Below are 12,347 nucleotides of genomic sequence, written 5' to 3' on the forward strand. Positions count from 1 at the left end.
GTGCTGGGTCACGCCGGGGGGCGGCGGGGGGGGGGGGGCCCCGCCGGCCGCCCCCCCCCCCCCCCCCCCGCGTCTCAGGGTGTCACGACGGGTTCGCCGCCGTGCTCGTGGCGGGCTTCGGGCCGCCGGTGAGACGGCGGCGGAACACCCAGTAGGTCCAGCCCTGGTAGGCCAGGACGACAGGGGTGAAGATCACTGCGACCCAGGTCATCACCGTGAGCGTGTAGGGCGTCGAGGCGGCGTTGTGCACGTTCAGGCTGTTGGCCGGGTCCAGCGCGGGCATCACGTCGGGCCACAGGCTGCCGAACAGGGTGGCGGTGACCGCGACGATCGCCACCGCGCTGGCCGTGAACGCCCAGCCGTCCCGGCCGCGCAGGGTCATCAGGAGGGAGAGCGCGATTCCCAGGGCCGCCACCGCGACACCGGCCCAGGTGGCGGGCTTGCCCACGGTGAGCTGGGTGATCACGAGGAAGACGCCGCCCACGGCGAGCGCGCCGACGGCCAGTCTCTTGGCGAGGGCGGCCGAGCGGGCCCGCAGGTCATCGGTGGTGCGCAGGGTCAGAAACAGCGCGCCGTGCAGGGTGAAGAGGGCGAGCGTGGCCAGGCCGCCCAGCAACGCGTACGGGTTGAGCAGGGTGAGCAGCGAGCCGGTGTACTCGTGGTCGGCGTCCAGCGGGACGCCCCTGACGATGTTGGCGAACGCCACGCCCCACAGGAAGGCGGGCAGCAGTGACCCGACGAACATGGCGCGGTCCCAGCCGCGCGAGCTGTCGCTCTTGTTCCGGTACTCGATGGCGACACCGCGCAGGATCAGCGCGACCAGAATGAGGAAGAGCGGCAGGTAGAAGCCGGAGAACAGGGTGGCGTACCACTCGGGGAAGGCGGCGAAGGTCGCGCCTCCCGCGACGAGCAGCCAGACCTCGTTACCGTCCCAGACCGGCCCGATCGTGGCCAGGATCGTCCTGCGGTCGTCCTCCTCCCGGCCGAGAAGGGGCAGCAGGACGCCGACGCCGAAGTCGAATCCCTCCAGGACGAAGTAGCCGGTCCACAGTACGGCGATGAGCAGGAACCAGACGGTCGTGAGTTCCATTGAACGGTCCTTAGTGAGGAACTTCAGAAGTGATCTTCAGGTCAGTAGGAGAGCGCCGGGCGGGCCTCGGCGCTCTCCGGCCCCGCCTCGTCCTCCGGGCCGAGCCGGATGAACTTCACCAGCAGCCCGATCTCGATGATCGCGAGCACCCCGTAGAGCAGGGTGAACCCGCCCAGGGTGATCGCGGCCTCGGTGACACTGACGCCGGGTGAGACCGACGCCGCGGTGCGCATCTTGCCGAAGACGGTCCACGGTTGCCGGCCCATCTCCGTGAAGATCCACCCCAGCGAGTTGGCGAGGAGCGGCAGGCCGATGCCCAGGATGGCGATCCGATAGAACCACGGGTTGTCCGGCAGCTTGCGGCGGCGGGTGAACCACAGGCCGGCCAGGGCGATCAGTCCGGCGAGCACGCCGAAACCGATCATCAGGCGGAAGGACCAGTAGGTCAGGCCGATGATGGGGCGGTAGTCGCCGGGGCCGTACTGGATCTCGTAGCGGGCCTGGATGTCGTTGATGCCCTCGACGCGGCCGTGCAGGGTGTCGGTCGCCAGCAGGCTGAGGCCGTACGGGATCTGGATGTTGATGTGGTTGCGGCCGTTCTGGACGTCGCCGACGGCGAAGATCGAGAAACCGGCGGAGGTCTCGTCGTCCCACAGCGCCTCGGCCGCGGCCATCTTCATCGGCTGCTGCTTGGTCATGATCTGCGCCTGCAGGTGGCCGCTGACCACGACGCCCGCCGCGGCGGCCAGGGTGACGATCATCCCGACCCGGGCGGAGGTGCGGAACAGCTCGACGTGTTTCTTCCTGAGGAGCTGCCAGGCGCTCACGCCGAGGACGAACATCCCCGCGGCGACGAACGCGCCGAAGATGACGTGCGGGAAGGTGACCAGGTTCGTGGAGTTGGTGAGCACCGCCCAGATGTCGGTGAGCTCGGCACGACCGGTCTTCGGGTTGAGACGGTAGCCGACCGGGTGCTGCATCCACGAGTTGGCCGCCAGGATGAAGTAGGCGGACAGGGTGCTGCCGATCGCCGCCGCCCAGATCGCCGCCAGGTGCAGCCGGGGCGACAGCCTGTCCCACCCGAAGATCCACAGACCGAGGAAAGTGGACTCGAGGAAGAAGGCGACGAGGCCCTCCATCGCCAGCGGGGCACCGAACACGTCACCTACGAAACGGGAGTACTCACTCCAGTTCATCCCGAACTGGAACTCCTGCACGATGCCGGTTACCACTCCCATCGCGAAGTTGATCAGGAAAAGCTTTCCCCAGAACTTCGTCAGCCGGAGGTAGGCGGGGTTTCCCGTGCGGTACCACGCGGTCTGCAGGCCCGCGACGATGGCGGACAGGCCGATCGTCAGCGGGACGAAGAAGAAGTGGTAGACCGTCGTTATCCCGAACTGCCAGCGTGACAGGTCCAAGACGTCCATGGGTGGTGCTCCGTCTCACAGGTGGTGTCACTGTAAGCGTCTCGGAACGCAGGAGACCCGCCGTAGGGCCTGCGGGCCCCCTAGGAAAGGACTTTCGTCCCAAACGTCATCACACTCGGCTCGTCGATCTCCCCGGCCACCCAAACCAGCAGGTTGATATCACTCCAAAACCGGGCACGCCAAGATGACACATCAACCCAATGACACCCGCCTGCGAGGTACGGCCCCACCCTTCGCGGGCATATCCATGGGGTCGCCGGTCAGGGGCCCGGCGTGGGAGACCGGCCGGCACAGGCAGTCCGGTGGCAGACCACTCCGCGTGCCCGGAGCCGGAACGGGCCGGTTCGCGCACACAGGTTCGGGGGAACGCGAATGAACCTCAAAGCCGGAGTCGCCGCCGCGGCGGCGGGAACCACCGCACTGGACGCCGTCGGCTACCTGGACATGGTCGTACGCGGCCGCCCCGCGAGCGACGTGCCCGCCGAGGCCGCCGACGAGCTGGCCAGCAGGGCCGGGGTCGACCTCGGCCCCGGAGACGTGGGCGACAGCAGGCGCGCAGGGCTGGGCGCGCTCCTGGGATACGCCGCGGGTCTCGGCGTCGGCGCCCTGTACGGCCTGCTCCCCGGCGAGCGGCGTCCCCCGCTGCCGGTGGCCGCCCTGGGGCTGTCCTTCGCCGCGATGGCCGCGGGCGACATCCCTCTCGCCGCGCTCGGAGTGACCGACCCGCGCCGCTGGGACGCGGCCTCGTGGGTCTCCGACCTCGTCCCGCACCTGGCCTACGGGCTGACGACCGCCCTGGTCTACGGGCACCTGACCCGCCCTCGCCCCGAAAGCGGGAGACGATCGTTCCGCCACCTCGTGTACGGGAGACGGTCGCGTCGTCATCTCACGTACGGACGACGGCCGCGCCTTCGCCTCGCGCTCGGGAGATGACCGCGCCGCCGTACTCCCGCGAACTCTCCCGGCCCGGCCCACGATGGCGAGCCCGGACCCGCGCACCCTTTCCCTCTCGAAGCGGCGAAGAACGACGAAGGCGGGGAATAGCCCCGAAGCGCGACGTGTTCACATAGTTGAAACTTCAACGAAAGGAAGGATGACGAGGACGATGCAGTTCGGAATCTTCACCGTGGGCGACGTCACCACCGATCCGACCACGGGCAGGACGCCCACCGAGCACGAGCGGATCAAGGCGATGGTGACCATCGCGCTCAAGGCCGAGGAGGTCGGGCTCGACGTCTTCGCGACCGGCGAGCACCACAACCCGCCCTTCGTGCCGTCGTCGCCGACGACCATGCTCGGCTACGTCGCGGCGCGGACGGATCGGCTCATCCTCTCCACGTCCACGACCCTGATCACCACGAACGACCCGGTCAAGATCGCCGAGGACTTCGCGATGCTACAGCACCTGGCCGACGGGCGCGTCGACCTGATGCTGGGCCGCGGCAACACCGGCCCGGTCTACCCGTGGTTCGGCCAGGACATCCGCCAGGGCATCCCGCTGGCCATCGAGAACTACTCGCTGCTGCACCGACTGTGGCGCGAGGACGTCGTGGACTGGCAGGGCCGCTTCCGTACTCCCCTGCAGTCCTTCACCTCGACGCCCAGGCCGCTGGACGGCGTGCCTCCGTTCGTCTGGCACGGCTCGATCCGCAGCCCCGAGATCGCCGAGCAGGCCGCCTACTACGGCGACGGCTTCTTCGCCAACAACATCTTCTGGCCGAAGGAGCACTTCCAGCGGCTGATCGAGCTGTACCGGGAGCGCTTCGCCCACTACGGACACGGCACCGCGGAGCAGGCTGTCGTCGGGCTCGGCGGCCAGGTGTTCATGCGCCGCAACTCCCAGGACGCGGTGCGCGAGTTCCGCCCCTACTTCGACAATGCGCCCGTCTACGGCCACGGCCCGTCGCTCGAGGAGTTCACCGACCAGACCCCGCTCACGGTCGGCAGCCCGCAGGAGGTCATCGACAAGACCCTGGCCTTCAGGGAGACCTTCGGCGACTACCAGCGCCAGCTGTTCCTGATGGACCACGCGGGGCTGCCGCTGAAGACCGTGCTGGAGCAGCTCGACATCCTGGGTGAAGAGGTCGTGCCCGTGCTGCGCAGGGAGTTCGCCTCGGGGCGGCCCGGCCAGGTGCCCGAAGGGCCCACCCACGCGGCCCTGGTCGCCAGGCGCGACGCCGCCGTCCAGGCGGGCGAGCAGACGTCCGTCCCCGCGGGCTCCTCGTCCTGAGCCGCCCGCTCACATCCGCGTCCTGGTCCCCGGAGAAGCACCCCCGGGACATCACAGAGGAGGAACGTTGGAACCCCTGAAGCTCGCGGTCGTCTCGGCCGGTCTCAGCCAGCCGTCGTCGACGCGCCTGCTGGCCGACCGGCTGGCCGAGGCGACCAGGCGGCGGCTGGCACGGGAGCACGAGGTCGAGGTGAGCATGGTCGAGCTGCGCGACCTGGCCACCGACATCGCCAACAACATGGTGACCGGGTTCCCCTCACCCGCGCTGCGCCAGGCGATCGAGACCGTCACGGAGGCGGACGGCGTCATCGCCGTGACGCCGATCTTCACGGCCTCGTACAGCGGGTTGTTCAAGTCGTTCTTCGACGTGATCGACAACACCGCGCTCGTCGGCAGGCCCGTGCTCATCGCGGCGACCGGCGGTACGGCGCGGCACTCGCTCGCCCTCGAGCACGCCCTGCGCCCGATGTTCGTCTACCTGCGGGCGCTCGTCGTGCCCACCGCCGTCTACGCGGCCTCGGAGGACTGGGGCACGGGCGGGGACTCGGGCGGGGGCTCGGGCAGGGACGACCTCGCCGCCCGCATCGCACGGGCGGCCGGAGAGCTGGCCGACCTGATGCCGCGCGGCCGGGGCGCCGAACCGGCCGAGACGGTCGTGCCGTTCGAGCAGCAGCTCGCGGCCCTGCGTCCCTGACAGGACCACCGAATCCCAACACGTGATGTCGCCGTAAACGGTGGCTCCGGCCCGGGAGAACAACGGGTTGCCGAACGACATCACGCGTAGATCATCAATGCCGGGGCCGACGGTGCGGGCAGGAGCGAGGCCTCGCCCTTGCCGGACTGGACGATGACCGTGCCCCTGCGCGCGGCCAGGGGCACGTCGATGTCGTCCAGATGCGCGATATCAGAAGTAGGGTCTGGGCTTGGCTGCTGATATCGCGTAGTACCGGTAGTCATAGCGCTTGTAGCGAAGCGGAACAGAGGCTCAAGTCGCAGCCGGTTGTCCCGTCTCGTTGATAGTGAGGCAGTCCTAGCAATCTGCGGCATTTGGGCCATTCGTCTCACAGACCTGAGGCATGATCGCTAACACCCGACCACCGTGGAGAAGTCGTCATGACCATGCCTGAGCACAGCACGACGTGGCACGACGCTCGCTACGACATGCCCGTCAGTCAGCAACTGGAGCGCTACAACGAGCTAGCCGCCAAGAACGCATCAGCTCGCGCCCGGATTGAGTTGGTGGCCCGAGGGATCTATGACCCCACCCGGCATGGAGCCGATGACCGGCCTCCGCTCACCGTGGCCGAACACATCGAATTGCCGGCACTGGCGGAGAGCATCGCGCGTACCGTGCGCCATCCCTCCAACGTCCACCACGCGCTGCTGGCCGGGGTTACCTGGGCCGATATCGCCCGCATCGCCGGCTCCGACGAACTTACCGTCCGGCGGGACTACAGGCAGTGGGCTGACGACCAATACGACCTCAACCAGCGCTTCCCTGACCGCGGCATGACCGCCGACGAGCACGCCGCCGCGACCGCCAGAGCTGCGGAGTGATCAACTCATGATGGGGAGTCATCATCACAGCGCCCCCATCCTGCATGGAAACGGTCGTATCAGCCAGACACGCTGATTACCTCCCCGGCCCTATGACGTCGCGGATCAGCTTGATGAGCTCCTCAGGCCGCTCGGCGCGCGCGACGTGCCCGCTGTCCAGCTCGGCATAGGAGCTGCCCGGAATGGCCGCGTGGATCTCGCGCGAGTGGTGAACGGGGACCAGCACATCCCTGGCACAGCCGATCACCGGCGTGGGCGCCTGGATCCTGGACAGCGGGTGCCGGATCTCGATGCGACAGACGAGGTCGATCTGCCCCTCCCATTCCTGGGCGACGCCCGGTCGCCTGGAATCGCGGTCGATCTCCCCGGGTAACGCCGCGACTACCGCCATGAACCGCTCCCCGCGCCTTCCCTTTTGACCGATGATGCTTATTCGAACGCTAGGCACTCCTCCCCGGGAACGTCCAATTACGATTTTTAATGAATGAAGGCAAAGAAAATCTTATGGCATCCCAGGGAAGAGCCATACCCCCAAATCCCGCTTGACTTTGTGGGGAATTCCATGCGACTGTCGGTTATGTGAATAGGGAATTAGCTTCAACCGAGCATCCGCACCTGGACGGACCACGGGCCGCCCCGGCCTGTTGCTGAGTTCCGACCTCACCACGCCGCCGCCCGCCGGCAGGCGCCCCGGGGAAAGGACCGTTCTCCGAGGGCCACGCGACCTCTTCGCATTCTTGTCGACGCGCCATTTAATCGCGGCGTCCCTGAACGTTCCACATGGTTCCCAGTTATACCCGCATCCGGGCTCCCGGAGGCGGGAAGCCATCACGGCCCACCGCGAAGCAGGGCCGATATTCGAGCACACGGCACCGGCAATACGACGGAGACGACCGGCGAAGCGCACCGGGCACGACAAGAGGCGGATATTCACAATGGCAGGAAACGAGCCCAGGAAAACGACGCGACCTGACGGGGCGGGCGAGAGGACGGTCGAGGGGGCGATCGCGGTCATCGGGCTCGCCTGCAGGCTGCCCGGCGCGCCGAGCCCGGCGGATCTGTGGGAGCTGCTGCGCTCGGGACGCGACGCGATCGGCGAGCCGTCGGAGAGCCGGTTACTCGCCGACCCGCGGATCGCGGGTCACCGTGGTGGATTCCTCGACCACGTCGACCGGTTCGACGCCGACTTCTTCGGTGTCTCCCCACGCGAGGCGGCGGCCATGGACCCCCAGCAACGGCTCGTCCTGGAGCTGGCCTGGGAGGCGCTGGAGGATGCGGGGCTGCCGCCGGCCGACCTGGCGGGGGCCGGAGGCGGGGTGTTCCTCGGCGCCATGGCCTCCGACTATGCCACCCTCCTGTACCAGCACGGCGCGGAGGCCGTCACCCGGCACACCCTCGCGGGACTGACCCGTGGGATCCTCGCGAACCGGATCTCCTACTTCCTCGGCCTGCGCGGTCCCAGCATGACGGTGGACACCGCCCAGTCGTCCGCGCTGGTCGCGGTGCACCTGGCCTGCGAGAGCCTCCGCTCGGGCGAGTCAGCCGTTGCCCTGGCCGGTGGGGTCAACCTCAACCTGGTCCCGGAGAGCACAGTGACCGCGGACCGGTTCGGCGGCCTTTCACCGGACGGGCGCTGCTTCACCTTCGACGCCCGCGCCAACGGCTATGTGCGGGGCGAGGGCGGCGGCCTCGTCGTGCTCAAACCGCTGGCTCGGGCGCTGGCCGACGGGGATGACGTGTACGCCGTCATCCTCGGCAGCGCGGTCAACAACGACGGCGCGACCAGCGCTCTCACCGTGCCGGACGCCTCGGCCCAGGAGGAGGTCGTGCGCCTGGCCGTGAGCCGCGCCGGGGTTGAGGGCGCCGCCGTACAGGTCGTCGAACTGCACGGCACCGGCACGAAGGTCGGCGATCCCGTTGAGGCCGCCGCGCTCGGCGCGGCCCTGGGGGGCTCCCGTCCCGCCGGGCAGCCGCTGGTCGTCGGCTCGGTCAAGACGAACATCGGCCACCTTGAGGGGGCCGCAGGCATCGCCGGGCTGCTCAAGACCGTTCTGAGCATCCGCAACCGCGAGATTGCTCCCAGCCTGAACTTCGAGACGCCCAACCCGCGGATCGACCTCGACGCGCTGAACCTGCGGGTGGCCGGGACGCTGCGCCCCTGGCCACGTCCTGACGCCCCGCTCCTCGCGGGGGTCAGCTCCTTCGGGGTCGGAGGCGTGAACTGCCATGTCGTGCTCGGCGAGCCGCCCTCCCGCGTCCCCTCGGGCCCCGAGGCGGACGCGCAGGCCGGGCCTCGGGCGACCAGCGCATCCCCTGTGTCCCCCGTGTCCCCTGTGCCCCTGGTCCTGTCCGCCAGGACCCCCGCCGCGCTGCGCGAGCAGGCGGGAAGGCTGTACGGCGCCGCGGCACTCGACGGGGACCTTTCGGACGTCGCGTTCTCACTGGCCACCGCACGAACCGTGTTCGACCACAGGGCGGTGTTCTTCGGGGCGGACAGCGGGGAGCTACGGGACCGGCTCAGGGCGTTCAGCGCGGGCGAGCACCCCCGGGGCCTCGTTCAGGGCTCGGTGCGCGCCGCGGGCCGCACCGTGTTCGTCTTCCCCGGCCAGGGCAGCCAGTGGGTGGGCATGGGCAGGGAGCTGGCCGAGTCGTCGCCGGTGTTCGCCGGGCACCTGAGGGCCGTCGCCGACGCCCTGGAACCGCACGTGGACTGGTCTTTCGCCGACGTGCTGCGGGACCTTCCCGGCGTGCCCTCGCTGGACCGGGTCGACGTGGTCCAGCCCGTGTTGTTCGCGGTCATGGTCGCGCTCGCCCGGCTCTGGGAGTCGTTCGGCGTCCGCCCCGACGCCGTGATCGGCCACTCGCAGGGCGAGATCGCCGCGGCCCACGTGGCCGGGGCGCTGACCCTGGAGGACGCCGCCGCGATCGTGGTGCTACGCAGCCAGGCGATCGCCGCGATCTCGGGGCGCGGCGGAATGGCGTCGATCCCGCTGCCCGTCGCGCAGGTCCGCCCGGTGCTCACGAGCTGGGAGGGACGGCTGAACATCGGCGCCGTCAACGGCCCCTCCGCGACCGTGGTCTCCGGCGACGCGGACGCGCTGGACGAGCTCGTCGCCCGGTACCAGGCCGAGGACGTCCCGGTACGGCGCGTGCAGATCGACTACGCCTCGCACTCCGCCCACGCGGAGGCGGTGCGGGACTCGCTGCTGGAGTTCCTGCCCCGGTACGGCTCGCGCGGCACGGACATCGCGTTCTACTCCAGCGTCACCGGCGGCCTGCTCGACACCGCCAGGCTGGACGCGGACTACTGGTACCGCAACCTCAGGCAGACCGTCGAGTTCGACCAGGCGGTCCGCAGCGCGCTGGGGGCGGGTCACAACGTGTTCGTCGAGGTGAGCCCGCATCCGATCCTGGCCGTCGGGCTCGGGCAGATCCTTGAGAGCGCGGCATCTGACGTCCCCGCCGCGCTTGACGGCACGGTGACGGGAACGCTGCGACGCGGGAACGGCGGCCTCGACCAGTTCCTGCGGGCACTCGCCCAGCTGTACGTGCATGGGACACCGGTCGACTGGACGCGGGCGCTGCGCCCTGACACGCGACGCGTTCCCCTGCCCACCTACGCCTTCCAGCGCCGTCGCCACTGGATCGGCGTCGCGGCCGGGGCCGAAGGGGGCACGAGGGAAGCGGGGACTCCCGAGCGCGGAACACGGGTTGAGGGTGTTCCCGTCCCGGACAGACAAGGCACAGGAGAAGGGCATGGCGCGGGCGCTCCCCTCTCCAACGGGCGTGGCACGGGGGTTTCCGCCGCCAACGGGCATGGTGCGGACGCACGGGACGGCCACCTCGGGGACGCCGGAACCTCCGAGCCGGTCGGCGCGCTGGCCGCCCTGCTCTCCCGGCTGTCCGGGGAGGCGCAGGAGCGGGCGGTGCTCGACCTGGTGGTCTCCGCGACCGCCGAAGTCCTCGGGCACGACAGCCCGCAGGCCGTTGGCGCGGACCGTACGTTCAAGGACCTGGGACTCGACTCGCTCGGTGCGGTCGAGCTGCGCGACAACCTGTCCGCGGCGACCGGGCTCACGTTCCCCACGACCGTCACCTTCGACCACCCGACCCCGCTCGCTCTCGCCCTGCACCTGCGGGCCGCGTCCGCGGGCCGTACGGCGGAGCCCGCCACGCCCCTCCCGGACAGCCGGGAGACGACAACGGACAACGAGCCGATCGCGCTGGTCTCGATGGCTGGACGGTGGCCGGGAGGGGCCGACACCCCGGAGAAGCTCTGGGAGCTGGTGCTCAGCGGAACCGACGCGATCGGCGCCTTCCCCGCGAACCGGGGATGGGACCTGGACGCGCTCTACGACCCGGACGCGGTACGGCCCGGCACCTCGATCACGCAGGAGGGCGGCTTCCTGCACGAAGCCGACCGGTTCGATGCCGAGTTCTTCGGCATCAGCCCCCGTGAGGCGGCCGCGATGGACCCGCAGCAACGGCTGCTGCTCGAGGTGGCGTGGGAGGCCTTCGAACGGGCCGGGATCGTGCCGGGCTCGTTGCGGGGCAGCCGCACGGGAGTGTTCGTCGGGATGACGCCGCAGGACTACGGTCCGCGCCTGTACGAGACGGGCGAAGGGGCCGAGGGGTACGCGCTGACCGGCACCGCGGCGAGCGTCGCGTCGGGGCGGATCTCCTACGTCCTGGGGCTCGAGGGGCCCGCGGTGACGGTGGACACCGCGTGCTCGTCGTCGCTGGTCGCGCTGCACCTGGCGGTGCGGTCGCTGCGGTCAGGGGAGTCGGATCTGGCGCTGGCGGGCGGGGTGACCGTCATGTCCACCCCGGGGATGTTCACGGAGTTCTCCCGGCAGGGTGGTCTGGCCCCTGACGGCCGCTGCAAGGCCTTCGCCGGGACCGCGGACGGCACCGGCTGGGCCGAGGGCGCCGGCCTGCTGCTGGTTGAGCGGTTGTCGGACGCCCGGCGGCACGGACATCGGGTGCTGGCCGTCATCCGCGGCACCGCCGTCAACCAGGACGGCGCCTCCAACGGCCTCACCGCCCCCAACGGGCTCTCGCAGCAGCGGGTGATCCGGCAGGCACTGGCGGACGCCGCACTGACCGGCGCCGACGTGGACGCGGTCGAAGCCCACGGCACCGGCACCACCCTCGGCGACCCCATCGAAGCCCAGGCCCTCATCGCCACCTACGGCCAGAACAGGGCGGAAGACCGACCGCTGTGGCTCGGCTCGCTGAAGTCCAACATCGGCCACGCCCAGGCCGCCGCCGGAGTCGCCGGAATCATCAAGATCGTGCAGGCCATCCGCCAGGAGATCCTGCCCCGGACGCTGCACGCCAACCGGCTGTCCGAGCACATCGACTGGGCCAACGGCGGAATCTCACTGCTCACCGAGAGCGTCCCGTGGCCTCGGACGGGGCGGGTCAGGCGCGCGGGCGTCTCGTCGTTCGGGATCAGCGGTACCAACGCCCACGTCATCATCGAGCAGGCCCCGGAGGCGCTGGAGCCGGAAACCGAGCTCGAAACCGGAGATGAAGCCGGAGCCGAGCGGACGTCGTCACCGGAAACGGCAACGCCGGTGGTGCCGCTGGTCGTCTCCGGCCGGTCGGCCGCCGCGCTCAACGCCCAAGCCGAACGACTGGCAACCCACCTAGAGGCCCACCCCGGCCTCAACCTGTCGGATGTGGCCCACTCCCTGGCCACCACCCGCACCACCTTCGAACACCGCGCCGTCATCCTCGGCCAAACCCCCGACGAACTCACCAACCGCCTACGCAAACTCGCCACCGGAAACACCGGCCCCGGCATCATCACCGAAACCCCATCCGCCACCCCCCACCTGACCTACCTCTTCACCGGACAAGGCAGCCAACGCACCGGCATGGGCCGCGAACTCTACGACACCTACCCCATCTACAAAGAAACCTTCGACACCCTCACCGCCCTGTTCGACCACCACCTCAAAGACCACACCACCCACCCCCTGCACGACGTCATCCTCAACCCCGCCCACACCCACCTCCTCAACCAAACCCTCTACAC

General features: G+C 69.7%; 9 protein-coding genes. 5 read left to right on the forward strand and 4 right to left on the reverse strand.

What is annotated here, in order from left to right:
- Positions 1 to 82: 82 nt before the first annotated feature.
- Positions 83 to 1,090, reverse strand: a complete 1,008-nt coding sequence (gene cydB / locus AB0395_RS46335) for a cytochrome d ubiquinol oxidase subunit II (protein ID WP_366294176.1) — start codon at positions 1,088 to 1,090, stop codon at positions 83 to 85.
- Between the two features lie 41 nt (positions 1,091 to 1,131).
- Positions 1,132 to 2,517 (reverse strand): cytochrome ubiquinol oxidase subunit I, encoded by a 1,386-nt coding sequence (locus AB0395_RS46340; protein WP_366294179.1) that lies wholly within the window; start codon positions 2,515 to 2,517, stop codon positions 1,132 to 1,134.
- Positions 2,518 to 2,889: 372 nt separating this feature from the next.
- Here AB0395_RS46340 and AB0395_RS46345 point away from each other — a divergent pair, with 372 nt between their 5' ends.
- The 3 genes from AB0395_RS46345 to AB0395_RS46355 all read left to right on the forward strand — a co-directional run bounded on the left by AB0395_RS46345 (position 2,890) and on the right by AB0395_RS46355 (position 5,441).
- Positions 2,890 to 3,450, forward strand: coding sequence for a hypothetical protein (locus AB0395_RS46345; protein ID WP_366294182.1), 561 nt, complete (start codon positions 2,890 to 2,892; stop codon positions 3,448 to 3,450).
- A 172-nt stretch (positions 3,451 to 3,622) separates the two neighbouring features.
- On the forward strand, positions 3,623 to 4,747 hold the full coding sequence (locus AB0395_RS46350; RefSeq protein ID WP_366294185.1) for an LLM class flavin-dependent oxidoreductase: 1,125 nt from the start codon (positions 3,623 to 3,625) through the stop codon (positions 4,745 to 4,747).
- 67 nt (positions 4,748 to 4,814) lie between these two features.
- The gene (locus AB0395_RS46355; RefSeq protein ID WP_366294188.1) at positions 4,815 to 5,441 is read left to right on the forward strand and encodes an FMN reductase; all 627 of its coding nucleotides are present in this window, start codon (positions 4,815 to 4,817) and stop codon (positions 5,439 to 5,441) included.
- 80 nt (positions 5,442 to 5,521) lie between these two features.
- Here the strand turns inward: AB0395_RS46355 and AB0395_RS46360 are convergent, their stop codons facing one another.
- Entirely contained in the window at positions 5,522 to 5,704 is a 183-nt protein-coding gene (locus tag AB0395_RS46360; protein WP_366294190.1) for a hypothetical protein, read from the reverse strand.
- Between the two features lie 156 nt (positions 5,705 to 5,860).
- Between AB0395_RS46360 and AB0395_RS46365 the strand changes: the two genes are divergently transcribed.
- Positions 5,861 to 6,304, forward strand: a complete 444-nt coding sequence (locus AB0395_RS46365) for a hypothetical protein (RefSeq protein ID WP_366294193.1) — start codon at positions 5,861 to 5,863, stop codon at positions 6,302 to 6,304.
- 76 nt (positions 6,305 to 6,380) lie between these two features.
- Here AB0395_RS46365 and AB0395_RS46370 read toward each other — a convergent pair whose 3' ends face one another.
- Positions 6,381 to 6,695: a hypothetical protein gene (locus AB0395_RS46370; RefSeq protein ID WP_366294195.1), complete on the reverse strand. Its 315-nt coding sequence runs from the start codon at positions 6,693 to 6,695 to the stop codon at positions 6,381 to 6,383.
- A gap of 544 nt (positions 6,696 to 7,239) precedes the next feature.
- Here AB0395_RS46370 and AB0395_RS46375 point away from each other — a divergent pair.
- A partial coding sequence (locus AB0395_RS46375) for a beta-ketoacyl synthase N-terminal-like domain-containing protein (RefSeq protein ID WP_366294197.1) occupies positions 7,240 to 12,347 on the forward strand: 5,108 nt, incomplete at its 3' end.

Source organism: Streptosporangium sp. NPDC051023 (genome assembly GCF_040689595.1).
Classification (GTDB): Bacteria; Actinomycetota; Actinomycetes; order Streptosporangiales; family Streptosporangiaceae; genus Streptosporangium.